General features: G+C 71.9%; 11 protein-coding genes. 6 read left to right on the forward strand and 5 right to left on the reverse strand.

Features of this window, described 5'->3' with window-relative positions; genetic code table 11:
- Positions 1 to 113: 113 nt before the first annotated feature.
- The 3 genes from ACFO6Q_RS11010 to ACFO6Q_RS11020 form a co-directional block, all read right to left on the reverse strand.
- Positions 114 to 11,258 (reverse strand): DUF7933 domain-containing protein, encoded by an 11,145-nt coding sequence (locus tag ACFO6Q_RS11010; protein WP_380020945.1) that lies wholly within the window; start codon positions 11,256 to 11,258, stop codon positions 114 to 116.
- 14 nt (positions 11,259 to 11,272) lie between these two features.
- Complete coding sequence (locus tag ACFO6Q_RS11015; protein ID WP_380020947.1) at positions 11,273 to 15,178, reverse strand: DUF6923 family protein; 3,906 nt, start codon at positions 15,176 to 15,178, stop codon at positions 11,273 to 11,275.
- 386 nt (positions 15,179 to 15,564) lie between these two features.
- Positions 15,565 to 16,275, reverse strand: coding sequence for a response regulator transcription factor (locus tag ACFO6Q_RS11020; RefSeq protein ID WP_380020949.1), 711 nt, complete (start codon positions 16,273 to 16,275; stop codon positions 15,565 to 15,567).
- Positions 16,276 to 16,690: 415 nt separating this feature from the next.
- On the opposite strand from ACFO6Q_RS11020, the gene ACFO6Q_RS11025 reads away from it, so the two are divergent.
- Positions 16,691 to 17,221 (forward strand): O-acetyl-ADP-ribose deacetylase, encoded by a 531-nt coding sequence (locus tag ACFO6Q_RS11025; protein WP_380020950.1) that lies wholly within the window; start codon positions 16,691 to 16,693, stop codon positions 17,219 to 17,221.
- A 16-nt stretch (positions 17,222 to 17,237) separates the two neighbouring features.
- Here the strand turns inward: ACFO6Q_RS11025 and ACFO6Q_RS11030 are convergent, their stop codons facing one another.
- Complete coding sequence (locus ACFO6Q_RS11030) at positions 17,238 to 17,711, reverse strand: DUF1203 domain-containing protein (RefSeq protein WP_380020952.1); 474 nt, start codon at positions 17,709 to 17,711, stop codon at positions 17,238 to 17,240.
- A 198-nt stretch (positions 17,712 to 17,909) separates the two neighbouring features.
- Between ACFO6Q_RS11030 and ACFO6Q_RS11035 the strand changes: the two genes are divergently transcribed.
- The 5 genes from ACFO6Q_RS11035 (at position 17,910) to ACFO6Q_RS11055 (ending at position 24,511) form a co-directional block, all read left to right on the forward strand.
- Complete coding sequence (locus ACFO6Q_RS11035; RefSeq protein WP_380020953.1) at positions 17,910 to 18,488, forward strand: cysteine dioxygenase; 579 nt, start codon at positions 17,910 to 17,912, stop codon at positions 18,486 to 18,488.
- 30 nt (positions 18,489 to 18,518) lie between these two features.
- Positions 18,519 to 19,922, forward strand: a complete 1,404-nt coding sequence (locus ACFO6Q_RS11040) for an FAD/NAD(P)-binding protein (RefSeq protein WP_380020955.1) — start codon at positions 18,519 to 18,521, stop codon at positions 19,920 to 19,922.
- Positions 19,923 to 20,045: 123 nt separating this feature from the next.
- Positions 20,046 to 21,896 (forward strand): assimilatory sulfite reductase (NADPH) flavoprotein subunit, encoded by a 1,851-nt coding sequence (locus ACFO6Q_RS11045; RefSeq protein WP_380020956.1) that lies wholly within the window; start codon positions 20,046 to 20,048, stop codon positions 21,894 to 21,896.
- Positions 21,897 to 22,085: 189 nt separating this feature from the next.
- On the forward strand, positions 22,086 to 23,792 hold the full coding sequence (cysI, locus tag ACFO6Q_RS11050) for an assimilatory sulfite reductase (NADPH) hemoprotein subunit (RefSeq protein ID WP_380020958.1): 1,707 nt from the start codon (positions 22,086 to 22,088) through the stop codon (positions 23,790 to 23,792).
- The gene (locus ACFO6Q_RS11055) at positions 23,789 to 24,511 is read left to right on the forward strand and encodes a phosphoadenylyl-sulfate reductase (protein ID WP_380020960.1); all 723 of its coding nucleotides are present in this window, start codon (positions 23,789 to 23,791) and stop codon (positions 24,509 to 24,511) included. The genes cysI and ACFO6Q_RS11055 overlap by 4 nt, the downstream gene beginning before the upstream one ends.
- 406 nt (positions 24,512 to 24,917) lie before the next feature.
- On the opposite strand, the gene ACFO6Q_RS11060 is transcribed toward ACFO6Q_RS11055, so the two are convergent.
- The gene (locus ACFO6Q_RS11060; protein WP_380020962.1) at positions 24,918 to 25,913 is read right to left on the reverse strand and encodes a LysR substrate-binding domain-containing protein; all 996 of its coding nucleotides are present in this window, start codon (positions 25,911 to 25,913) and stop codon (positions 24,918 to 24,920) included.
- Positions 25,914 to 25,966: the final 53 nt, after the last annotated feature.

A 25,966-nucleotide genomic window follows, 5' to 3' on the forward strand; every position in this document is an offset into this window, starting at 1 on the left:
TGCTACACGACGCCCGCAAGAACCGGCCGGCGGCCCGATCGCGATGGATCGGGCCGCGGCCGTTGCGCATCATCGGCGGCCTGCGGTCGGGGCGAGCCGCAGGCCGCTGCGCGCTACTTGCCGGCCTGCCGCCAGCTGCGCCAGGCCAGGCCGAACAGGCTGAGCGCGATCAGCAGCTGCGCCCAGTCGTGCACCGCCGGCACCGGATGCGGCTCCTGCGTCGGCGCCACCGAACCGATCGCCGTTGCCGGACACGGCGGCTGCGTTCCGGCCGGCGCGCAAGTGGCGATGCCGCCCGGCGTGACGGTGGCCGTGTTGACGATGGTCGCCGGCGGATCCGCCGAGACGGTCGCGACGACCGTGTACACCAGCGTCGCTCCGACCGGGAACGTCGCGATCGTCTCGGCGATCGCGCCGCTGCCGCTGGCGTTCGGGCAGGCCACGCCGCCGGAGGCGGCGCAGGTCCAGGCGAACGCGTCGATGCCAGCCGGGATCGGATCGCTGACCAGCGCATCGGTCGCCTCGGCGCTGCCGACGTTGCGCACGGTGATCGTGTAGACCACCGTGCCGCCGGGCTGCAGCGTCGCGGTGTCCGCGGTCTTGGTGATCAGCAGCTGCGGCGTGCCGGTCGCCGGCGGCACCTCGATCGAGGTGCAGTTCGCCGGCCGCGGCGTGACCGCGCAGTCCGGCGGCGTCGTGCCGGTCTCGTAGGCGACGTTGCCGATCTGCGTCGTGCCGGCCGGGATCGGATCGACCACGCGCACGACCACGGTCAGGGTCAGCGTGCCGTTCGCCGGCACCGTCAGACCGGTCCAGCTCACCACGCCGGCGGCGAACGTGCCGCCGTTGTCGGCGGAGACGAAGCTGGTGTTCGCGTCGAGCGGATCGGTGACGCCGTAGCCGGTCACCGCGCTGCCGCCGGCATTGCTCAGCACGATCGTGTAGGTCAGCGATTCGCCCGGCGCGGCCAGGCCGTCGCCGTCCGCGTCGGCGACCGACTTGGCCAGCGTCACCGCGCCTTCGGTCGGCACGATCACGCACTGCGGCCCGGCCGGCGGGCACGACGGCGGCGTGGTGCCGGTTTCGTAGGCGACGTTGCCGATCTGCGTCGTACCGGGCGGGATCGGATCGGCGACCTGCACCACCACGCTCAGCACCAAGGTGCCGTTGGCCGGAATCGCCAGGCCGCTCCAGTTCACCACGCCCGCGGCGAAGGTGCCGCCGTTGGTCGCGCTGACGAACACGGTGTTCGGATCGAGGCGGTCGCTGACGGCGTAGCCCGCCACCGGGCTGCCACCGGTGTTGGTCAGCGTGATCGTGTAGGTCAGCTGTTCGCCCGGCTCGGCCACACCGGCGACGGCGCCGTCTTCTCCGGCCAGCGCCTTCAGGATCGTCACCGCGCCCTCGGTCGGAATCACCACGCACTGCCCGCCGGCCGGCGGGCAGGCCGGCGGCGCCGTGCCGGTTTCGTAGGCGACGTTGGCCACCTGCGTCACACCGGCCGGAATCGGATCGGCTACCTGCACCACCACCGTCAGCACCAGCGAACCGTTCGCCGGCACGACGAGGCCGCTCCAGCTGACCACGCCGGCCGCGTGCGTGCCGCCGTTGTCGGCGGAGACGAAGGCGGTGTTCGGATCGAGCGCGTCGGTGACGCCGTAGCCGCTCGCGTCGCTGCCGCCGGCATTGGTCAGCGTGATCGTGTACGTCAGCTGCTCGCCCGGCTCGGCCACGCCCGGCAGTGCGCCGCTCTCGCCCGCCAGCGCCTTGACGATAGTCACCACCGACGGCGTCGGCGTCGTCGTGCAGTTGTCCGGCTGCGGCGTCGCCGTGCAGTCGGGCGGGCCGATGCTCGGATCGTAGGCGACGTTGCCGATCGCGGTGACGCCGGCGGGGATCGGGTCGACCACGCGCACGGTCACGCTCAGCGCCAGGCTGCCGTTCGCCGGCACCGTCAGGCCGTTCCATTCCACGTTGCCGCCGGCCAGGGTGCCGCCGTTGTCGGCGGACACGAACGTCACGTTCGCATCGAGGCGATCGGTGATGCTCTGATCGACCGCATCGCTGCTGCCCTGGTTGTTCAGCGTGATCGTGTAGGTGAGCTGCTCGCCCGGCTCGGCCACGCCGGCGATGCTGCCGTCCTCGCCGGTCAGCGTCTTCACGATCGCCAGCTGCGGCGTGCCGGTGCAGGTCAGCGCGCCGCCGTCGGCGCTGCCGCCGAGCGCGGCGGCGTTGCGCAGGCCGCCGTTGGGATTGGCGCAGTCGTCGGCGAGCGCCGGATCGGTCAGCGTGAAGGTCACCGTGTAGGCGTAGCTCTCGCTGCCGGCCGCAGCGATCGTCTCGCCGGTCACGATCGTGCCGCCGGCCGGCGTCAGCGTGCCGAGCGGGCTCGACAACGCGTCGGGGCCGGCGTGCGTGACCGCGCTGACCGCGTCGATCGTGGCGCCGGCGAAGGCGAACACGTCGGACAGGTCGTAGGCACCTTCCGCGCCGCCGTCGTTGGCGACGGTGACGACGTAGTCGATCGTGTACTGGTTCGGCGTGCCGGTCGGCGTCGGGCCGCTGGCCGCCTTCGTCACGACGACGTCCGGAACTTCGCTGCAGGTGCCGACCTGGCCGGCCGAGCTGCCGCCCAGTTCGGCGCGGTTGCGCAGGCCGCCGCCGCTGGCGCAGCTGCCGACCGCGGCCGCGTCGTCGACCGTGAACACCACGCTGTAGGTGTAGTTCTCGCTCGCGCCCGCGGCGATCGACTCGCCGCCGACGATGACGCCGCCGCCGGCCGTCAGGGTGCCGAGCGCGACGGCGAGCGGATCGCCGCCGCCGTGCTGCACGGCGCTGACCGACACCACGGTGACGCCGGCGAAGGTGAACGTGTCGGCAAGGTCGTAGCTGCCCGGCAGCGTGCCGTTGTTCTGCACGTCGACCTGGTAGGTCAGGCGGTACTCGTCCGGGTTGCCGGTCGGCACCGGACCGCTGGCGCTCTTGCCGATGACCACGGCCGGCGCGCCGGTGCACGTGGTCGATTCGCCGACCAGCGAGCCGCCGAGCTGCGCGTCGTTGCGCAGGCCGCCATTCGGATCGGCGCAGTCCTGCGCGGTGGCCGGATCGGTGATCGTGTAGGTCACCGTATAGGTCCAGCTTTCCGCGCCGCCGGCGGCGATCGTCTCGCCGCTGACGATGCTGCCGCCGTCCGGCGCGCCGAACGCGCCGAGCGTGCCGTCCCGCGTGTCGCCGCTGGTCGAGGCGTACGCCGGTGCGCTGACCGCATTCACCGTCGCGCCGTTGAACGCGAGCGTGTCGGACAGGTCGTAGCGGCCGGGCAGGCTGCCGGTGTTGGCGACGTCGATCGTGTAGGTCAGCGTGAACTGGTTCGGACTGCCGCTCGGCACCGGTGCGGTCGCGGTCTTGACCACGTTCACGCTCGGCGCGCCGGTGCAGGTGTCCGCGGCCGGTGCTCCGGCCGAGGCACCGCCGAGCGCGGCGTGGTTGCGCAGGCCGCCGGAGGGCGAGGCGCAATCCGCGGCGACGTCGGCGTCGTCGACGGTGTAGGTCACCGTGTAGGTCCAGGTCTCGCTGCCCTGCGCACCGATGCGCTCGCCGGCGACGATGCCGCCGCCGTTCGGCACGCCGAACGCGCCGAGTACGCCATCCTGCACTTCGCCGTTGCTGCCCGCGTACGCCGGCGCGCTGACGGCACTCACCGTCGCGCCGTTGAACGTCAGCGTGTCGGCCAGATCGTAGGTGCCGACGCTGCCGCCGCCGTTGCGTGCGGTCACCACGTAGGTGATCTCGTACTGGTTCGGCGTGCCGGTCGACGCCGGTGCGCCGGCGCTCTTGCTCAGGGTGACCTGCGGCGCGGTCGGCACGACCACGCACTGCGGTCCCGCCGGCGGGCAGGCCGGCGGCGGCGTGCCGGTCTGGTAGGCGACGTTGCCGACCTGCGTGACGCCGGCCGGAAGCGGATCGACCACCTGCACCACGACATTGAGCACCAGCGTGCCGTTCGCCGGCACGGTCAGGCCGCTCCAGGTCACCGCGCCGGCGGCGGCGGTGCCGCCGTTGTCGGCCGAGACGAACGTGACGTTCGGATCGAGCGTGTCGGTGACGCCGTAGTTGATCGCGTCGCTGCCGCCCGCGTTGGTCAGGGTGATCGTGTAGGTCAGCTGCTCGCCCGGCTCGGCCTGGCCGGCGAGGCTGCCGCTCTCCGCGGCGAGCGCCTTGGCGATCGTCACGGCGGGCGCCGTCGGCACGACCACGCACTGCCCGCCGGCCGGCGGACACGCCGGCGGCGTGGTGCCGGTTTCGTAGGCGACGTTGCCGATCTGCGTGACGCCGGGCGGAAGCGGATCGACGACCTGCACCACGACGCTGAGCACCAGCGTGCCGTTCGCCGGCACGGTCAGGCCGCTCCAGGTGACGGCACCGCCGGCGGCGCTGCCGCCGTTGTCGGCGGAGACGAACGTGACGTTCGGATCGAGCGTGTCGGTGACGCCGTAGTCGGTCGCGTCGCTGCCGCCGCTGTTGGTCAGGGTGATCGTGTAGGTCAGCTGCTCGCCCGGTTCGGCCTGGCCGGCCAGCGCGCCGCTCTCCGCGGCCAGCGCCTTGGCGATCGCGACGTTCGGCGCACCAGTGCAGGTCGCCGCGTCGCCGGTCGCGCTGCCGCCGAGCGCGGCCGCGTTGCGCAGGCCGCCGGCCGGATTCGCACAGTCGGCCGCGGCGGCTGGATCGGTGACGGTGAAGGTGACCGTGTAGGTGTAGGTCTCCTCTGCCAGCGCGGCGATCGTCTCGCCGGTGACGATGGTGCCGCCGGCCGGGGTCAGCGTGCCCAGCGTCGTCGCCAGCGGATCGCTGCCGCCGTGCGTGACCGCACTGACCGCGTCGACGGTGGCACCGGCGAACGCGAAGGCATCGGACAGGTCGTAGCTGCCCGCGGCGGCGCCGGCGTTGTCCACGCTGACCGTGTAGGTCATCGTGTACTGGTTCGGCGTGCCGGTTGGCGCCGGTGCGCCGGCGGTCTTGGTGATCGCGATGTCCGGCACGTCGCTGCAGGTGCCGACCTGGCCGCTCGAGCTGCCGCCGAGCGCCGCCTGGTTCTTCAGGCCGCCGCCGGCCGCGCAGGTGCCGACCGCGGCGACGTCGTCGAGCGTGAACACGACGCGGTAGGCGTAGGTCTCGCTCGCGCCCGCGGCGATCGTCTCGCCGGTCACGATCGTGCCGCCCGCCGCCGTCAGCGTGCCCAGCGTGGTCGCCAGCGGATCGCTGCCGCCGTGCGTCACCGGGCTCACCGAGACGACCGTGACGCCGGCGAAGGTGAACGTGTCGGCCAGGTCGTAGGTGCCCGGCAGCGTGCCGTTGTTCTGCACGCTCACCAGGTAGTCGAGCGCGTACTCGTCCGGATTGCCGGTCGGCACCGGGCCGCCGGCGCTCTTGCCCACGTTCACCGCCGGCGCGCCAGTACAGGTCGCCGACTGGCCGCTCAGCGAGCCGCCGAGTTCGGCCCGGTTGCGCAGGCCGCCATTCGGGTCGACGCAGTCCTGCGCCACGGCGGGATCGGTCACGGTGTAGGTGACCGTGTAGGTCCAGGTCTCGGTGCCGCCCGCGGCGACGCTCTCGCCGGTGACGATGGTGCCGCCGGTCGGCGCGGCGAACGTGCCGAGCGTGCCGTCCTGCACGTCGCCGCTCGACGAGGCGTACGCCGGCGCGCTGATCGCGTCCACCGTGGCGCCGTTGAACGCCAGCGTGTCGGCCAGGTCGTAGACGCCCGACAGCGTGCCACTGTTGGTCACGTTGAGCGTGTAGGTCATCGTGAACTGGTTCGGCGTGCCGGTCGGCACCGGCGCGGCCGCGGTCTTCACGATCGCCACGCTCGGCGCGCCGCTGCAGGTGTCGGCCGCCGGCGCGCCGGCGGACGCGCCGCCGAGCAGCGCGTGGTTGCGCAGACCGCCGGCCGGGTTGGCGCAGTCGGCCGCGGTGTCCGCATCGGTGACCGTATAGGTGACCGTGTAGGTCCAGGTCTCATCCCCCTGCGGCGCGATGCCTTCGCCGGTCACGATCGTGCCGCCGCCGGGCGCGGTGAACGTACCCGGCGTGCCGCTCTGCGGATCGCCGCTGCCCGAGGCGTGCACGGGCGCGGAGATCGCCGTCACCGTGGCGCCGTTGAACGTCAGCGCATCGGTCAGATCGTAGGTGCCGGCGCTGCCGCCGTCGTTGCGCACCGCCACCACGTAGGTGATCGTGTACTGGTTCGGCGCACCGGCCGGGGCCGGCGTGCTCGCGGTCTTGCTGATCGCCACCTTCGGCGCGGTCGGTACGACGACGCACTGCACGCCCGCCGGCGGACACGGCGGCGGCGTGGTGCCGGTCTCGTAGGCGACGTTGCCGATCTGCGTGACGCCGGCCGGGATCGGATCGGCCACCTGCACGACCACCGTCAGGATCAGCGAACCGTTCGCCGGCACGGTCAGGCCCGTCCAGGTCACGATGCCGCCGGCGGGCACGCCGCCGTTCGAGGCGGACACGAACGTCACGTTCGGATCCAGCGTGTCGGTGACGCCGTAGTTGGTCGCGTCGGTGCCGCCGGAGTTGGTCAGCGTGATCGCGTAGGTGAGCTGCTCGCCCGCTTCGGCCTGGCCGGCCAGCGTGCCGCTCTCGCCGGTCAGCGCCTTGGCCACGGTCACCTTCGGCGCGGTCGGCACGACGACGCACTGCCCGCCCGCCGGCGGACACGCCGGCGGCGTGGTGCCAGTCTCGTAGGCGACGTTGCCGATCTGCGTGACGCCGGCCGGGATCGGATCGACCACCTGCACCACGACGCTGAGCACCAGCGTACCGTTCGCCGGCACGGTCAGGCCCGTCCACGCGACGGCGCCGCCGGCGGCCGTGCCGCCGTTCGAGGCGGACACGAACGTCACGTTCGGATCCAGCGTGTCGGTGACGCCGTAGTTCGTCGCCGGCGTGCCGCCGCTGTTGGTCAGGGTGATCGTGTAGGTCAGCTGCTCGCCCGGTTCGGCGGCGCCGGCCAGGCTGCCGCTTTCGCCGGTCAGCGCCTTGATCAGCGTGACGTTCGCCGGCGTCAGCACCGGAACGACGTAGTCCTCGACCTCGCCCGGGCCGCGCACGCCGGCGAAATCCGCCGTGCTCATGTCCGTCGGGAACGTGCCGGCGCGCTCGATGCGCAGGCGCAGGTAGGTCTGGCCGCTGACGAGGCCCGCCGTGGCGCCGGCCGGCCAGCTGAAGCCGGCCGTGGTGGCGCCCGCCGCGAGCGGCTGGCACTGGCCTTCGGCGGCGCTGAAGCTGCCGTTCTGGTCGAGGTCCGCCCATGCGCAGGCCGTCGCGGCGCCGGCCGTGGTCTCGACCGGCACGGCGAGGCTGTACGGCGCGCCGATGACCAGCGCCGGAGCGCCGGCCGGGAACGCGTTCTCGTCGTCGCTGCCGGCGAGGTCGTCGCCGTCGGCGTTCGGGCCGGGCTGGCCGTCCATCTCACCGTCCGGCAGGCCGCCGCCGAGGCTGAGGCCCGGACCCGGGAACAGGTGGCCGGCGCCGTTGCTCGCATTCAGCGTGGCGTAGCTGTCGGGCGCGTCGCCGAGTTCGCACACCTGCGCGAAGCCGATGTCGTCCAGCGCCAGATCATTGCCGCCCTGGACGCCGGAGTTGTTGGCCAGCTCGACGCGCACGTCGGCTTGCGTGGCGACGAAGATCAGCTGATGCCCATGCCAGGTCATCGCACCGGCGGGATCTTCGGGAATGTCGCCGGTGTTGAGCGATGCGAGAACGGTGTTCGTCGCCGGATCGACGATCCGCAGGGTCACGTTCGGCAGGCCGGCATTGAGGCCCGCGACGACATTGGCCAGCGACGAGAAGAAGTTGTAGCGCGCGCCGATCGTCAGGCCGCTGAAGGTTCGCCGATAGAACACGCCCGGTGCCGGACTGGCGTTGACGACCATCATGAAGCCGTCGGTATCGCCCGGGGTATGGTCGGGCGCGTTCTGCCATGCCGGCGAGTGACTCAGGTTCGGGCGGGTCATCAAGGCGTACTGTCCGCCGTTGACGGTGTTGGCCGGCGCGGCCGAGCCCGGCTGGAACACGTAGGTGGTCGTGCCCGCAGGCAGCGGCGTGCCCCAGCCCGGGAATGCGCCGGGCGCGCTCGCATAGGTGCCGAAGGTCTCGACGAACGGCGCCTCGCAGGTCAGCGGCAGCACCGTCGCCACCGACACGCGGTGGTCTTCGACCTCGCCGTCCGCAGCCAGACCCTGCGCGCGCGCATCGCCGCCGTTCGGCGCCGTGCCGGCTGCCAGCGCCTGGGTGGTCAGGCGGAAACGGGCATAGGTCTGGAAGCCGTCCGTGAGCGCGGCCGGCGCGGTCCAGGTACAGGTGACCTGCGTCGCCGCCGCGGCCGCCGTCGGGCAGGTGCCGGCCTCGGCCACGTCGAAGCGGCCGTTGCCGTTGAAGTCGATCCAGGCGTAGAGATTGGCGCTGGCGCCAGTCGTGTTGGTGACGGGCACGTCGAGCGACACCGCCGTCGTGCCGGGCTGCAGGGCGATCGAACCGAAGAAGGCATCCTCGTCGTCGATGCCGTTGCTGTCGTCGCCGTCGGCAGCGGCGCCGGCGGCGCCGTCGTTCTCGTGATCGACGCGCGCGCCGAGCATCAGCGCGGCCGTGCCGGCCGCCGCGTCGTAGGCGCCGAGGTCGTGGCGCGGACCGTTGCTCGCCAGCAGCGTGCCGTAGCTGTCGGGCGCGTCGCCGAAATCGAAGCGGTCGGCGGTGTTGGTCGCGGTGCAGGTGATCTGCTGGCCGTAGGCGAGATCGCCCGGTGCCGCGCTCCAGGTGCCGCTTGCACTGTCGAAGGCACCGATCGGCGTGCCGTCGGCGAGCTGGCAGGCGATGTCCGACAGCACCCAGTTCGACGGCAGCGCGGATTCCGCGACCGTGACCGGCTGCGCCAGGTCGAGCACGTCGAACACCGCGCTCGAGGTACCCGGCGCGCCCGGCGCGGTGGTGGTGATCGTGACCGGATTGGTCGCGCTGGTGTTGCCGAGCGTGAAGCCGAAGCTGCCGACGGCGTAGTTGCTGATCTTGACCAGCGCGATCGTCGGCAGCACCGCGACGCACTGCCCGCTGATGCCGTTGCTGAGGTTCGGCGACAGGCCGGAGATGTTGCCGAAGCCGTTGGTCACGGCCGATTCCGGGCAGTCCGGCGGCGTCACGCTGACGCAGGTGTACTGCTCGATCTGCGCGATCAGGTTCTGCAGGCCGACGAGGTTCTGGTTCTCGTTGGCGAAATTGGGGTTGTAGCAAAGACCCGAGAAGCCGGGCCGGTTGGTGACGTCGACCGACACCGTACAGAAGCCGCCGGCGGGCACGCTGCCGCCGGAGAACACGATCTGGTCGCCGCCCGGCGTCGCCGCGACGGTGCCGCCGCAGGTGCTGGCGGCGTTGGCCGGATCGGCGATCTGCAGGCCGGCGGCGAGGTTGTCGGTGAAGGCGATCGGGCGATCGACCGCGTCGGCGCCGGAATTGTCGATGGTGAAGGTCAGCGTGGCGGCGCCGCCGTACGGAATGGTGTCAGGTGCGAAGCGCTTGGCCAGGGTCGGCACGGCTTCGTCGGTGATCGTGTAGGTCGAATCGGCGACGCCGGCACGGCAGCCGCTGGCGCCGGCGATCGACAGGCCGCTCGAGGCGTTGCTCGCGCGCAGCGCGATCGTCTCGGCGCCTTCGACGGCGCTGTCGACGACGATCTGCAGGTAGGGCGCGAGCGAGATTGCGGTCGCCGCGGTGCCGTCGTAGGTGCCGGCCGGAATCGTCACGACGATCGGCCCGCTGGCCGGCGTGGTCGTGTAGTCGCTGCCGCGCGTGGCGCTGCCGCCGACGATTTCCAGCTCGATCGTCTGGTCGGTGGCGACCGGGCCGTTGACCAGCAGCAGCGGCAGGTTCGCAGTGGCGACCGATTCGGGACCGCTCGCCGCCGAGGTGCTGAACTCGACCGCGGCGGTCAGGCCGGTGATGCTGACGTTGTCGATGAAGTTGCCGGCGCCCGGACTGCCCGATGCGGAGGAAATCGCGGCGAACTCGAACGTCATCGCCTTCGGCTGCGTCAGCGAGTTGGTCCAGGTGCCCTGCCAGCGGCCCCAGCCGGCGCTGGTCGGAGAGCCGCTCTGCGCCGTGCAGGTGAATCCGGCGGCCGGCGTGCAGGTATGCGGGTCGGCCTGGACCGAGCCGTCGCTCAGCGTGGCGATGTCCTGTCCGTTGATGCGCAGGCGCGCCACGTCGACCGAACCGGCCGCGCCGCGTGCGCGATGCGAGACGCGCCAGGTGAACGTCTCGCCCGGATAGACGCACAGCGGCGCAGGACTCAGGGCACCGTTGATGTAGGCGTTGAGTTCGGCAAACTGGTTGCCGTCGTCGGGCAGGACGCCGCCGAAGCCGGATCTCCACAATTCGATGTTGCCGCCGGTCAGGAACGGCGTGCCGAAACCGGCGTTCGGAATCGCGACCGAGTCGGTGGTCGACCAGCCGGGCACCAGGGTCTCGGAAATCTGTGCGTTTCCTACCCCGAGCGCCGGCAGCTCGAAACTCGGGTTGAGGATCGTGCGCGACGGCGGCGGCCCCTCGAATACCTCGATCTCGGCCAGGTTGAGCACCAGGCCCGGCTTCATCGTGTAGATGCGCACGTAGCGCGCGACGTGCGTGCCGACCTTCATGTCCAGCGAGGTCCACGGATCGCTCTGGCCGGTGCCGTAACCGCCGCCGCTGCTGTTGGTACCGCTGGCGTAGGCGATCTTGTTGACGAACGGCGCGCTCGGATTGACGGCCGGGTCCAGCGTCGACTGCGGATTGGAGGTGACGCCGGTCAGGCTCGACGGCCGCGTCGTCACCACGATCCAGCGCGCGAGGTCACCGTTGCTGCCGTCGGTGCGGTTGGACAGCCGCACGCGGTCGATGATGTAGTCCTGGCCGAGGTCGACCTCGATCCACTCGCGGTTCGCGCCGGTCTGCGTCGCGGAGGTCGCGCAGACGGCGTCGGCCGGATAGTTGCCGCCGGAGTTGCCGTCGGTGCAGTTGGCGCCGGCCTGGGTCGGGTCACCGGTCGTGCCGGACATCGCCACCGGCCTGCCGAGCGCGAGGTTGTCGCCCTGCGCCGCCTGCGCGGCGCCGGCGAACAGCGCGAGCGCGAAGAGCGCCAGCGCGCGTGCCCGCGCAGTGAAGGCGGGCCGCTTCGGCGTCGCCGCGGAGAAAGGTGCGTTCTGGTCGATCGGATTCATCACGGTCCCCTTTCTCACGGCGCGGCTGCGACGCGGACGGTGAAGCGGCAGTCGGCGCCGGCGGCGACGCTGCCGCCGGCGAGCGAGATCGCGTTCGTGCCGGCCTGCGCGGTGAGCGTGCCGCCGCAACCGTTGCTGCCGACCAGCGCGCCGGGTGGCGCGTCGCCGCTGCCCAGCACCAGGCCCGACGGCAGGGTGTCGGTGAAGGCCAGCGCGCTCTGCGCCGTCGCGCTCGGCGCGCGGTTGCTGATCACGAACGTCAGCAGCGCCGCGCCGCCGCGCGGCAGCACCGGCCGCGGTGGCGGCGGATCGCTGGGCGGATCGGTGTTGAAGTACTTCGCCAGGGTCGGCAGCGCGGTCGGCGCGTTGGTGTACGTGCACGTCACCTGGTCGCCGAAGCCGATCGTCACGTTGGCGGTGTCGTCGCCGCGTTCGAAGCCGTTGCTCGGATTGGAAGTCGCGCCGGTGTAGGTGAACGTCGCGCCGCCCGACGTGTTTCTGCAGACCACGTCGATCAGCGCCCAGCCGGCGCTGGCGCCTTCGGTGATCGACACCGTGCCCGGCGCGGCGCTGAAGGTGCGCGTCAGCACCGTGCCGCTCGACAGCGTGAACGCGTCGTTGGGCGCCGCCGTCGTGGTGGTGAACGCGAACGGCGTGTTGTCGAGCGCGGTCGGCACCTTGACGATGGTGATCTGCGCCTCCGCCGGCGGATTGGACACCGTGCTCGTGCACGGCGGCTGCGTGTTGCCCGGCAGGCACAGGCCGTCGGGCGGCGTGACCGCGACCGTGTTGACGACCTGCGCCGGCGGCGCCGCCGCGACCGTCGCCGCGATCGCGTAGGTCACGCTGCTGCCGGGCGGGAAGGTCGCGATCGTCTCGTTGAGCAGGTCCGCCGGCGGCGTGACCGTGCCGCCGCTGCCCGCGTTCGGGCAGGCGGCGCCGCCGGCCGCGGCGCAGGTCCAGGTCGCCGAGGCGATGCCGTCGGGGAAGGTGTCGACGACGTGCGTCGCCGGCGCCGGCACGCTGCCCTCGTTGGCGACGACGACGGTGTAGGTGACGCTGCCGCCGGGCGTCAGCGCGCCGGGCGGACTGGCGCTCTTGGTCACGCGCACCTGCGGCGCGGCCGGCAGGGTCACCGTGCTGTCGCACGGCGGCGCGCTGCCGTCGCTGCACAGGCCGCCGCCCGGCGGCGTGACGGCCGCCGTGTTGGCGATCGATGCCGGCGGATTCGCATCGACCGTCGCGGTCACCGTGTAGACCAGCTCGCCGCCGGCCGGGAACACCGCGATGATTTCGGCGAGCGCGCCGCTGCCGCTGTCGTTCGGGCACAGCGCTCCGCCGCTGGAAGTGCAGGTCCAGCTCGCGCCGCTCAGTCCCGCCGCCAGCGGATCGGCCACCGTCGCGCCGTCGGCGGCGACGCTGCCGGTGTTGCGCACGTGGATCTCGTAGGTCAGCGTCGCGCCCGGCACTGCCTGCGTCGCGCTCGTCGTCTTGGCGACGTCGATCACCGGCACCGGCGGATTGCTGACCGAGGCCGCGCACGGGCCGGGGCTGTTGCCCGGATAGCAGGTGCCGCTCAGCGGCGGCGCCGCGGTGGCGGTGTTCGTCACACTGGCCGGCGGACTCGCCGCGACCTGCCCGGTGATCGTGTAGGTGACCACGCCGCCGCCGGGGAAGGTGGCGACCGTCTGGTTCAGCGGCATCGCGCCGCTCGCGTTCGGGCAGACCGCGCCGCTGCTGGCGGCGCAGGTCCAGGTGCCGGAGGCGATGCCGTTCGGCAGCGGATCGGCGACGACCGTGTTCGGCGCGGCGACGTTGCCGGTGTTGGTCGCGGTCACCGTGTAGGTGACGCTGCCGCCCGGCGTCAGCGCGCCCGGCGGATCGACGCTCTTGCCGATGCCGACCTGCACCGGGCACAGGCTGGTCGAGGTGACCTGGGCGAGGAAGCCCACGAAGGCCGGTCCGCTGCGCACCTGCACGACGATCTCGTTCGGTCCGGTGCGCCAGTTGCGGTTGAGCACGAGCTGGGCGCGATTGGCCGCGGTGAAGCCGCCGTAGTAGTACGGGTTGGCCGGACTCTGCGGCAGGCCGGCGACCTGCCCGCTCTGTGTCTGGCCGTTGACGTAGACCTCCCACACCGAATTGTCGGCGTAGAAGTCGATGCCGAGCGCGAACGTGCTCGGATCGACCGCGCCGTCGAGCGTGAAGCGGTAGCGGTGGTATTCGTCGACGTCGCCGGTCGGCCCCTGGTTGGCGTTGGCGTAGTACGAGGTCCATTCGGCGTTGCCGAACGGCGAGTTCGCCCACGCGCCCGGCGCCGCATTGCCGGTGACGTAGGCGTCGATCCAGCTCGGCACGCTGGCCGGGCCACCGGCCGGCGTGCCGAGTCCGACGTCCCAGTTGCGGTCGCGCGAGCCGGGCGCGAGCACGCCGCTGCCGGCCGCGTTGATCGCCGTGTTGAACACCGACGGGCTGGTGGTGCAGCCGATCGGCTGCGTGATCGGCACCAGGTAGTCCTCGACCTCGCCATCCGCGGCCGCGCCGACCGGATTGGCCACCTGCGCCGCGGTGGTGGCGATGCGGAAGCGCGCCGCACCGCTGAAGTTCGCCGCGATCGGCGCCAGGCCGGTCCAGTTCAGCGTGAACGGCGTGGCCGCGGTGGTGTTCGCCGGCACGCTCACCTGCGCGCGTTCGCCGGCGTCGAAGCTGCCGTTGCCGTTGAAGTCGATCCAGCCGGCGAGCGTCGCCGCGGTCGCCTTGGCGTTGATCGCGCTGACGACGGCCTGCGCCGTGGTCGCGCCGGTGGTGAGGATCAGGCTGGTCGGATCCAGGCCGTCGTCGAAGGTGTCCAGCGCCGCGTTCGCGTCGGGCTGGCCGTCGGCGTCGGCGCTGATGCGGGTGCCGAGCATCAGGGTCGCCGTCTTCGCCGCCGCGTTGTAGTTGGGGATGCTGTGGCGCGCGCCGTTGGCGGCCAGCAGGGTGCCGAAGCTGTTCGGCGCATCGCCGAAATCGATCGGCACCGGCGCGTTGAAGCAGCGCGCGCCGTCGTTGGAGCCACTGGCCGGGCCACTGGAGAACAACACGCCGCTGTTGTTGGTCGGATTGACGCGATAGATCGCGCCGGAGACGTTGTCGCTGGCGTAGATGAAGCCGCCGGCGTCGGCGTAGTTCGCGCCGAAGAGCATGTTCGCGCTGCCCGTGATGCCGGCGATCGGGCCCAGGTTGGTCAGCACGCCGTTCGAGCGGTTGTAGCGGAACAGATGCACCCGGTTCGTCGTCGTGTTGAGCGGCGTGCGATACAGGAAACCGTCGACCGGGCTGTAGGCCCAGTCGGCGCTGGTGCCGCTGAAGCCTGCCGGCATGGTCATCGCCCGCGAGTTGACGACGCGGAAGTAAGTCGACGAACCGGGCTTGAGGTCGACCTCGTAGACCGTGGCGGAGTCGGCCGAGGTCGTCACCCAGTAGTGGCCGTTGCTGTCGAATTCGCCCATGTTGTAGCCGGCGGCCGGCAGTCCGGTCGGCAAGCCGAGGTCCTGCACGCTGAAGTCCGAACCGACGCGATAGATCCGGCCGAGCGTCGCGCCGGGCGTGTTGGACACGCCGTAGATGTAGTTGTCCAGCGGGTTGTAGGCCACGCCGTTGATATTCGGCGGCGCGATGTCAGTGCCGACCTGAGTCGACGTGCCGGTCACCAGGTCGATCGAAAAGACGTCGGTCGGCGTGCTCTGGAACAGGAACGCGCGCGTGTCGCAGCCGGAGAACGCCGGCGGCACCTGCGCCAGCGCGGGCGCCGTCCAGCCCATCAGGCACAGCAGGATCAGGAAGCGGCGGCGGCGCGATCTCGTCGCGTGCGGGGCCTGGGAAACGCCGTGCGCCGTGGCGCCGGCCGAAACGTGCCGCTCACTCGTATCGCGATTCATAAGTTCCTTCCGCTGTGGCCGGGGCCGCCGCATCGACGCAGCCGCCCGCACCGGCACCTTTCGAGGTACCCGCAACCCGTAAACCTTCGAAATCCCTGTATCGCGACGAACGCAGACTTGCCCCTGGGCGACCGGCCGCCGTCCGCCGCACGGGGCGGACGCATCGGCACGGATTCGCTGCGCCGTCGCGCGCCGACGGCTACCCCGCCGCAGGCGCGGCCGGAACTTACTAGACCCGCGCGGCGGAAATCACTCGCGCTTGCTCACGTTCGCTCACGGTCACTCACAGAAATTGGTACAAGTCATTGTTGTACCAAAGGTCAAAAGTCACAGAGTACGAATGTGAATTTGTAGGCTGCCCGTGCGGACGCCGCCGCCCCGGATGCTCAGCGCTTGCGGCTGCGCTCGTCGACGACCAGCATCAGATAGCCGACGCCGCGCACGGCGCGCAGCGGAAGGGACAGTCCCAGCTGGCCGTCGGCCTTGCGGCGCAGCCGATGAATGACGATCTCCAGGCGGTGCCGGTCGAAGTTCTCCGCCAGCACGGAAAGATCGGCGATCAGGTCGTCGTGCGTGACCGGCTCGCCTTCGGTCGCGAGCAGGCGCGTCAGCAGGCGGCGTTCGAGCAGGTTCAGGGGAACGCTGCGCCCGTCCGGCGCGTGCAGGCGCCAGCCGGAATCGGACAGCCGCCACGCCTGCACGAGCGCACCGCGCTGCGCGGACGCGTCCGAGCGCGTGCGCCGCGCGATGCTGCGCAGCGTGGCCACCAGCAGGTCCAGGTCGACCGGCTTGTCCAGCCAGGCGTCGACGAGTTCGCTCAGCCCGCGCACGCGATCCTCGCCGGTGCCGCGCCCGGTCAGCATGACGATGCCGATGGAGGACACCTGCGCCAGGTAGCGCGCGATGTCCAGGCCGCTCTCGCCGTCGAGGCGCAGGTCGAGCACGAGCACTTCGAAGGAAACGGCGATCATGCGCCGATACAGCTCGGTGGAGCTGCCGAAACCCTCGACATCGAACCCGCTGTCCGCCAGCCGCGGCACGAGGATGTCCTCGCGCAGCGCCACGTCGTCTTCCAGTACCGCTACTTTCAATGGCACGCGTCAGTTCCCGTGCGGATGCACAACGATGTCCTGCTCCGCGGCGCCGAGACCTTGCGGAGTTCCCCCCGAGGATGGAGGAGTTGCCGAGGGATGTGATTACGGCGCGCCCGCTCCGATGGAACGAGATGAGGTACACGATCGCGCATTTTCAACCATGCACGATCGGCGTCGCAGGGGCAATCGTCACGAATCGCGCGAAGCCGGTCGCGTACGTGGGCGTATCGATCGCGCCGGGCGCGCTCCGTGCGCTCACGCGGCGCCTCGCGATGTGCTGTGCGCAGCCGATGCGTCGGATCGAGGTGCGATCTGGACCTTGAACGATGCGTGCCGTCGAGGGCAGCATGCCTACGCAACGCGGTCATCGACGCATCGCGTATCGCGAACCTGGCAACGACTCGACGCCGACGCCGCCGTGAAACCTGCCCTGGACATCGTCGAAGCCGACATCACCACGCTGGACGTCGACGCCATCGTCAACGCCGCCAACGAGACGTTGCTCGGTGGGGGAGGCGTCGACGGCGCCATCCACCACGCCGCCGGCCCCGACCTGCTCGCCGCCTGCCGCGCCCTGCCGCAGGTCCGCCCCGGCGTGCGCTGCCCGACCGGTCAGGCGCGCATCACGCCGGGCTTCGCCTTGCCGGCGCGGTTCGTCATCCACACGGTCGGTCCGGTCTGGCGCGGCGGTGCGCGCGGCGAAGCGGACCTGCTGGCGAGCTGCTACCGCCAGTCGCTGCGACTGGCGCGCGGGCACGCGCTGCGCGGCATCGCGTTTCCCGCAATCAGCTGCGGCGTCTACGGCTATCCGGTCGCGCAGGCGGCGCGGATCGCGCTGCGCGAGGTGACCGCGGCGGCGACCGGGCTCGAGCGGATCGTGCTGTGCTGTTTCGGCGCGGCGACGGCCGCCGCCTACCGCGCGGCCCTGCGCGATCTCTCCGGCCGCTGAATCTGCCCGCAGCGCATCACGCGACCCGGCTCGCCAGGCACGAGAAGCAGCCGCGCCGCGCATTGTGCAGATGGACGTAGGCGACCTCGCCGCGGGCGAACACGCGTTCGAGTGCGTCTGCAATGTTCTCGCCCTCGCAGACGTCGGCGTCGAGCATGTCGTGCGCCGGGTCGTAGGCGCGCCAGGAGATCAGCCGCCGCGCGACGTAGGGCGGCACCACGCCTGGCGGCAGCACGCGCTGCACGGCATCCCGGCGCACGAAGATCGGCCCGGATGCCCGATACGGCGAGGCCGCAGGCTGGTGCTCGAACGGCAGCAGCAACAGTGCTTCACCCGTGCGCGCGTCCTCGAGGCTGACGCGGCAAGGGAAGCCGAAATCCTCCGTGGCCACGCAGCGGCGCGCACCGGCGGCGGCGAGCGCCTCGTCCGGCCAGTCGAACATCGCCTGGAACGTCGCGTGCGGAAGGCCGGAAAGGCGGAAGGCGGACATGCGGTTCTCCACGAGCAAGGCGCCCCGACTGTGCACCGCCGGGCGCGGCGATGCTCGCCGTTTCCGGCCGCCTCATCGCCGTCCTCACGCGACGGCATGTCGACAGTCGCTTGCGTCATGTGCGCGCCGCTGCCATTTAGCTCGCGTTTAACGCGCGCCGTGATGGCATGCGCGCCATCGCATCCGAGGGGCTTTCCGATGAACCTTCTTTCCGCCACGACGAGCCGTGCCTGGCTCGACGCCGTACGCGCCGAACTCGCCGCGCTCGACGCCGTACCGGCCACCGCCGCGATCCAGGCACTGTCCGGACGTCTGGCCGCCCGCGCACTGCAGGCCGATGCACCGCGTGCGGCGGCGCCACGGCACGATCGCTACCGCCGCCATCGCCTCGCCGGCGGCGACGGCGGTCATTCCTGCCTGCTGATCGAATGGCCGGCCGCGCACCGCACCGCGATCCACGACCACGCCGGCCTGTGGGGCATCGAGCTGGTGCTCGACGGCGTGCTCGAAGTGGAGGAATTCACGCTCGGCGGCGACTTCGAGCGGCCGGTGCTCACGCGCGCGCGCACGCTGATGCTCGGCGCCGGCGACGCCGCGGTGTTCACCGGACGCCACTACGCGCATCGCTGCCGCAACCTGTCGGCGACGCGGCCGGCGCTGTCGCTGCACGTCTACGGCGGCGAGCTGGACCGCTATCAGGCCTTCGAGGCCGACCCGCGCGGCGGCTACGACGTGCGCGTGCAGCAGGCCCACGTCGACGCGACGCTGGCGCCCTGATCCGCTCCGACGACGGCTCGGGAGGAAACCATGCAACGCATAGCCATCATCGGCGGCGGCGCCGCCGGCTCGGCGGTCGTCGCGCAGTTCCTGCGCAACGCGGCCGACTACGACCACAGCCGCGGCTGCGCCCTGACCTGGATCGTCGGCGACCGCGCGCCGGGCCGCGGCGTCGCCTACGAGACACCCGACGAACAGCACCTGCTCAACGTGCGCGCGGCCAACATGGGCCTGTTCGCCGACCGTCCCGGCGATTTCCTCGATTACGCCGCCGCGCGCGGCATCGCCGCCAGCGGCGGACAGTTCCTGCCGCGCTCGATCTACGGCGACTACCTCGAAGCGACCCTGGCGCAGCTGCTGAACGCGACGCGGCGCCGCGTGACCCTCGGCGCTCGCTCGACCGAGGCCGTGGCGCTGCGCCCGCTCGCCGACGGCAGCTTCGGCCTGCGCACGCGCGACGGCGACGAGCTGCGCGCCGACGGCGTGGTGCTGGCGCTCGGCGCGCTGCCGCCGGCGAGCCTGCCCGGCGTGAGCCCCTCGGCGCTCGCCAGCGGCTACGCCAGCGATCCGTGGCGCTGGCCGCCGCTGCCGCGCGCGCCGCAGCACGTGCTGGTGATCGGCACCGGCCTGACCGGCGTCGACGCGCTGCTCAGCGCGGCTGCGCGCTGGCCGCAGGCGCGCCTGACCGCGGTATCGCGGCGCGGCCGCCTGCCGGCGCTGCACTCGGAAGGACCGCTGGCGCCGTACGCGGAACAGGCCGCGCTGCTCGCGCGCCTGAGCGAGAAAAACGATCTGCGCCACTGGCTGCGCGCGATCCGCGCAGCGGCCGCTGCGCCCGGCGCCGACTGGCGCGCCGTGCTCGATGCCGTGCGCGCGCAGACGCCGCGCCTGTGGCAGGCGCTGGACACGGGCCAGCGCGCGCGCTTCCTGCGCCACCTGCGTCCGGCCTGGGAAGTCGTGCGCCATCGCATGCCGCCGCAGACCGCGGTCCGGCTGCGCGCGCTGCAGGAGAACGGCCGCCTGCGCGTCCTCGCCGCGCGCGTACGCGGCATCGACGGCGGCGATCCGCTGCTGCTGGCGCGCCTGCAGCCGCGCGGCAGCACGCATCCGCTGACGCTCGGCGCCGACTTCGTGATCCAGGCGACCGGCCTGGAATCGGCCGCCGCCTCGACCCCGCACGCGCTGGTGCGCCAGCTGGTCGACGACGGCGTGGTGCGTCCGGACCCGCTCGGGCTCGGCCTCGCCGCGCGGCCGGACGGCCGCCTGCTGCGTCCGGACGGCAGCCCCTGGCCGGGGCTGTACGCCCTGGGCACGCTGCTGCGCGGCTCCGCGTGGGAGTGCACCGGCATGCCGGAAATCCGCAGCGCCGCGCGCGACATCGCGCGCGAGCTGCCGCTGGCGATCGGGCCGCCGACGCGCCGCGCGGTCGCCTGAACGGCCCCTCCAGTGGTCCCGGCGCGCGCGGCGATCGGCCGTCGTGCAGATGCGCCCTGCGCATGTGCGCATAACCAGGGATTGTTTCCGCGGCTTTCCGTAGCGGCCTAGCATGCGGAAGTCATGGACGTCTGGACGTCCAAACGGAGTTCCGCCGTGTCCGCCCTGCCCGCCCTGCCGCTCGCTCCGCTGCCGGAGGAGAAGTCCGTCGAGATCCGCCGCCTGCTCGACGGCCTCGAACCGGCCGCGCTCTGGTGGCTGTCCGGCTACGCCGCGGCGCTGGCGGCGCACGCCGATGGCACGGCGCGTATTCCCGCCGTTCCGGCCGCCCGCGAACCCGCCGCGCAGGAACGCCTCACCGTGCTCTACGGCAGCCAGACCGGCAACTCCAGGCGCCTGGCCGAAAAGCTCGCACGCGACGCCGAGGGCGCCGGCCTGGCCGTGCGCCTGGTGCGCGCCGACGCCTACACGCAGCGCGAGCTGAAGAACGAGCGGCACCTGGCGATCGTGATCAGCACGCAGGGCGACGGCGACCCGCCGGACGACGCGCGCGGCTTCGTCGAGTTCCTCGCCGGCAAGCGCGCGCCGCAGCTGCCGGAGCTCAAGTACACCGTGCTGGCGCTGGGCGATTCGAGCTATCCGCAGTTCTGCGCGATCGGCCGCAAGCTCGACGCGCGCCTGGCCGAACTCGGCGCGACGCGGCTGGTCGCGCTGGCCGAGGCCGACCTCGACCTCGAAACCGTCGCCGCGCCGTGGCTCGAACGCGCGCTGGCCGCCGCGCGCGAGGCGCTGAAGGCGGGCACGCCGCGCGCGGCGACCGTCACGCCGCTGCGCGCGGTGGCGCCGAGCCACGCCAGCGAATGGACGCGCGAGCGCCCGTTCGCCGCCGAACTGCTGGTCAACCAGCGCATCACCGCACGCGACGGCACCCGCGACGTGCGTCATCTGGAGCTTTCCCTCGAAGGCAGCGGCCTGGCCTACGAACCCGGCGACGCGCTCGGCGTGTGGCCGACCAATCCTCCGCAGCTGGTCGAGGCGGTCCTGGAAGCCTTGCACCTGGACGGCGGCGCCGCCGTCGCACTGGCCGGCGAGACACATTCCCTGCGCGACTGGCTGCTGGCCAGGCGCGAGCTGACCAAGCTCGCGCGTCCGTTCGTCGCCGCGCACGCGGCGCAGGCGCGCGCCGCCGATCTGAACCGCCTGCTCGCGCCCGATCGCGCGAGCGAACTCGGCGCGCTGCTGCAGGGCCATCAGGTGATCGACCTGCTGCGCGCCCATCCGGCCGAGTGGCCGGCGGAGGAATTCGTCGCCGCGCTGCGTCCACTGACGCCGCGCCTGTACTCGATCGCCTCCAGCCGCAAGGCGGTCGGCGACGAGGTGCACCTGACCGTGGCCCGGCTCGAATACGAGACCTTCGGCCACGCCCACGTCGGCGCCGCCTCGGCGTTCCTCGCCGCGCGCGAGGACGGCGCGAGCGTGCCGGTGTTCCTCGAATCCAACGAGCGCTTCCGCCTGCCCAGGGACGGCGCGCGCGACGTGATCATGATCGGCCCCGGCACCGGCGTCGCACCGTTCCGCGGCTTCGCGCAGGAACGCGCAAGCGTCGGCGCGCGCGGCCGCAACTGGCTGTTCTTCGGTAATCCGTACTTCGATCGCGACTTCCTCTACCAGCTGGAATGGCAGGCGGCGCTGAAGGACGGTTCGCTGCACCGCCTCGACCTCGCCTTCTCGCGCGACCAGCCGCAGAAAATCTACGTGCAGGACCGCCTGCGCGAGCGCGGCCGCGAGCTGTACGACTGGCTGGAGAACGGCGCGCACCTGTACGTGTGCGGCGACGCCACGCGCATGGCCAAGGACGTGCACGCCGCACTGGTCGACCTCGTCGCCGAGCACGGCGGCAGGGAACGCGAACAGGCGGTCGAGTACGTCGATGCGCTGCAGCAGCAGGGGCGCTATGCCAGAGACGTCTACTAGGAACCGCAAAGCGGGAGATCGGCGAGTCCGACCAGCTCGGCGACGCCACGCAATCACCTCTCCCGCTTGCGGGAGAGGTCGCGCCGAAGGCGCGGGTGAGGGCGACCCGAGCGTTGCGCTCCGCCTGCCCTCACCCCGGCCCTCTCCCGCAAGCGGGAGAGGGAGAACAGCCGAGATCATCGAGTATCCATGACCGCCCCACTCTCCCCCGTCGAGAAGATCAAGACCGAAAGCCGCCACCTGCGCGGCACGCTGGCCGAGAGCCTGGCCGATCCGGTCACCGGCGCGATCGCCGACAGCGACACGCAGCTGATCAAGTTCCACGGCAGCTACCAGCAGGACGACCGCGACCTGCGCGACGAACGGCGCCAGCAGAAGCTGGAGCCGGCCTACAGCTTCATGATCCGCACGCGCACGCCGGGCGGCGTGGTCACGCCGGAACAATGGCTCAAGCTCGACGCGATCGCGGCCACGTTCGCCAACGGCACGCTGCGCCTGACGACACGCCAGGCGTTCCAGTTCCACGGCGTGGTCAAGCGCGAGCTGCGCACGACCCTGCAGGCGATCAACGCCGCACTGATCGACACGATCGCCGCCTGCGGCGACGTCAACCGCAACGTCATCGTCGGCGTGAACCCGCACGCCTCGCGCGCGCACGCCGCGGTGCAGGATGCGGCGATCCGCCTGTCCGAGCGGCTGAAGCCGAAGACGCGCGCCTACTACGAGATCTGGCTCGGCGAGGAGAAGATCGCCGATTCGGAAGCGGCCAATACCTGGGAGCCGGTCTACGGCCGCACCTACCTGCCGCGCAAGTTCAAGGTCGCCTTCGCGCTGCCGCCGAGCAACGACGTCGACGTGTTCGCGCACGACCTCGGCTTCGTCGCCATCGTCGAGCGCGGTGCCCTGACCGGCTTCAACGTCACCGTCGGCGGCGGCATGGGCGCCACGCACGGCGACGATCGGACCTTTCCGCGCCTGGCCGACGTGCTCGGCTTCATCTCGGTCGAACAGCTGCTGGCGGTGGCCGAGGCAGTGGTGACGACGCAGCGCGACTTCGGCGACCGCAGCGAGCGCAAGCACGCGCGCCTGAAGTACACCATCGCCGATCGCGGCATCGACTGGTTCAGGCGCGAGGTCGAGCGCCGCCTCGGCTTCGCCATCCAGCCGGCGCGGCCGTTCGCGTTCGAGCACGTCGGCGACCGCTTCGGCTGGAGCGAAGGCCACGACGGGCGCTGGCACCTGAACCTGCGCATCGAGGCCGGCCGCGTCGCCGACCGCGGCGAGCGCACGCAGCTGACCGGCCTGCGCGAGATCGCGCGGATCCTCGGCGACGGCGAGTTCCGCCTGACCTCGAACCAGAACCTGATTGTCGCCAACGTCGCGACGGGCCAGCGCGCCGCCGTCGACGCGCTGGTCGCGCAGCACGGCCTCGACGGCTTCCGCGAGGCCTCGCCGCTGCGCCTGAACGCGCTCGCCTGCGTGAGCTTGCCGACCTGCGCGCTGGCGATGGCCGAGGCCGAGCGCTACCTGCCGGACCTGCTCGACAAGGTGCAGGCGCTGCTCGCCGCGCACGCGCTGGAGGACGCACCGATTTCGCTGCGCGTGTCCGGCTGCCCGAACGGCTGCTCGCGCCCGTACCTGGCCGAGATCGCCCTGGTCGGCAAGGCGCCCGGCCGCTACAACCTGATGCTCGGCGCCGACGCGCGCGGGCAGCGCCTGAACCGCCTGCACCGCGAGAACATCGACGAGGCCGAGATCCTGACGCAGCTCGACGCGCTGTTCGCGCGCTACGCCGACCAGCGCGAGGACGGCGAGGGCTTCGGTGATTTCCTGTTGCGCGCAGGCGTCATCGCCGCGCCGCAACGCATCGCGACACCCCTGGAGACGACGACATGACGCCCCCCGATCTGGTCAGCGCCGCGGAAGACGAGCGCGCCCTGGAAGAACTCAACGCCTGGCTCGAAGCGCGCAGCGCGCCGGAGCGCGTGGCCTGGGCGCTGGACAGCCTGCCCGGCGAGCACGTGCTGTCGTCGAGCTTCGGCGCGCAGTCGGCGGCGCTGCTGCACCTCGTCACGCAGCAGCGCGCCGACATTCCGGTCGTGCTGATCGACACCGGCTATCTGTTCCCCGAGACCTACCGCTTCGCCGACGCGCTGACCGAACGCTTCGACCTCAACCTCAAGGTCTACCGCCCGCAGCTGGGCATCGCCTGGATGGAGGCGCGCCTGGGCCGCCTGTGGGAGAAGGGCCTGGACGGCATCGAGCGCTACAACAGCCTGCGCAAGGTCGAGCCGATGCGGCGCGCGCTGAAGGAACTGGACGCGCGCACCTGGATCGCCGGCCTGCGCCGCGCGCAGAGCGACACGCGCCGCAACATCCGCGTGCTCGAATTGCGCGAGGGCCGCTGGAAGCTGCATCCGCTGGCCGACTGGAACGACCGTCACGTGTGGGACTACGCGCAGGAACACGACCTGCCCTACCACCCGCTGTGGGAAAAGGGCTACGTCTCGATCGGCGACGTGCACACCACGCGCGCGCTGGCCGACGGCATGCGGGCAGAGGAAACGCGGTTCTTCGGATTGAAGCGCGAGTGCGGATTGCACTTCGACCACTGACGCGGCGCGGACGTGCCGGAGCGGACGTCGAGCCTGGACGTGCTGCGGTCCGGGCCTCGTCTTGCCGAGCGGAAAAGCCGGTGGATTCCCGCGTTCGCGGGAATGACGACCGGAGAAACGGGAGCGCCTGGAGGGCTTCGGCGCCTGCACGGCTTCCGACGCCTGGACGGCTTCCGGCACTTGGAGGCTTGAAGGCACCTCCGGAGGGCGTTCCATTCCCTCCGGCATCCTGCCCGCGAAGCGCCTTGCAACAGCCGGAGGCTGGTCAAGCAGGCATCCATCGCAGGCGCCATGAATGGCGTCGCGTCGAGCGACGAACGCTCCATCCCTCCCGATGTCATGCCCGCGAACGCGGGCATCCAAAGGCTCCTGCGCACGCCCCTCCTTCGCGCGAACGACGCCGGCCTCAGGCCGCCGCCAGCCTGCGCTCGTGCAGTTCGCGCCAGGTCGGCGGTACCGGCCACTGCGCCGTCGCGTTGCCGGCGAGCACGCGGCGCAGCTCGCGGCCGTCGATCTGCGGTGCGACCAGCTCGACCAGGGTGGTCGCGTAGTCGCGCAGCACGCGGTCGCGGCGCAGCACCAGCCAGGCGGTGCACTCGGGCAGCAGGTCGCCGGCGTCGAACACGCGCAGGTCGACGGCGTCCTCGGGCGTCATCGCCATCTCGGCCAGCACGCCGACGCCCAGGCCGGCGCGCACGTAGGTCTTGATGAGGTCCGCGTCGCGCGCCGTGCAGGCGAAATTCGGGATCAGCCCGGCCGCGGCGAACGCGTGGCGCAGCGAGGAATCGGTGCGCAGCGAGGATTCGTAGCTGACCAGCGGATGGCGCGCGAGATCGGCCAGCTTCGGCGCGCGGCCGAGCTTGGCCAGCGCGTGGTCGCGCGGCGCGACGACCGCGCGCTGCCAGCGGAACAGCGGCACGGCCAGGCCGTCGGACGGCGGCTTGCCGGCGGCGGTACTGACGATGGCGAGGTCGACCTGGCCGCGCTCGAGCAGCTCCATCACCTGCGCGTCGCCGTGCGGCTTCAGGTGCACGCTGACCTCCGGATAGCGCTTCTTCAGCGCACCGACCGCGGCCGGAAGCACGAAGCGCGCCTGCGTGTGCGTGGTGGCGATCGACAGCTCGCCCTGCTCGTCGCTGCGCAGGTTCGCCGCCAGCGCGCGGATGTTGGCGGCCTCGGCCAGGATCGTGCGCGCGCGCGAGATGACCTGCGCGCCCTGCGGCGTCACCGCATCGAGGCTGCGGCCCTTGCGCGCGAACAGCTGGAAGCCGAGTTCGTCCTCGAGCTGCTTGAGCTGCTTGGACAGGCCCGGCTGGGTGGCGTGCACGCGGTCGGCGGCGAGCGTGATGTTGAGCCCGGAATCGGCGATCGCGACGATGTAGCGGAGCTGGGTGAGGGTCATCGAACGCGTCCGGACGCCGCCCGGAACGGCGGCAGGTCTCATGCAGCCTAGCG

This window comes from Dokdonella ginsengisoli (assembly GCF_042652785.1).
In the GTDB taxonomy this organism is placed as follows: domain Bacteria; phylum Pseudomonadota; class Gammaproteobacteria; order Xanthomonadales; family Rhodanobacteraceae; genus Dokdonella_A; species Dokdonella_A ginsengisoli.

Coding starts and splice junctions, on each gene's coding strand:
- ACFO6Q_RS11010 (WP_380020945.1), bottom strand. CDS start 11,258: ATGAATCCGATCGACCAGAACGCACCTTTCTCCGCGGCGACGCCGAAG.
- ACFO6Q_RS11015 (WP_380020947.1), bottom strand. CDS start 15,178: ATGAATCGCGATACGAGTGAGCGGCACGTTTCGGCCGGCGCCACGGCG.
- ACFO6Q_RS11030 (WP_380020952.1), bottom strand. CDS start 17,711: ATGTCCGCCTTCCGCCTTTCCGGCCTTCCGCACGCGACGTTCCAGGCG.
- ACFO6Q_RS11035 (WP_380020953.1), top strand. CDS start 17,910: ATGAACCTTCTTTCCGCCACGACGAGCCGTGCCTGGCTCGACGCCGTA.
- ACFO6Q_RS11040 (WP_380020955.1), top strand. CDS start 18,519: ATGCAACGCATAGCCATCATCGGCGGCGGCGCCGCCGGCTCGGCGGTC.
- ACFO6Q_RS11045 (WP_380020956.1), top strand. CDS start 20,046: ATGGACGTCTGGACGTCCAAACGGAGTTCCGCCGTGTCCGCCCTGCCC.
- cysI (WP_380020958.1), top strand. CDS start 22,086: ATGACCGCCCCACTCTCCCCCGTCGAGAAGATCAAGACCGAAAGCCGC.
- ACFO6Q_RS11055 (WP_380020960.1), top strand. CDS start 23,789: ATGACGCCCCCCGATCTGGTCAGCGCCGCGGAAGACGAGCGCGCCCTG.
- ACFO6Q_RS11060 (WP_380020962.1), bottom strand. CDS start 25,913: ATGACCCTCACCCAGCTCCGCTACATCGTCGCGATCGCCGATTCCGGG.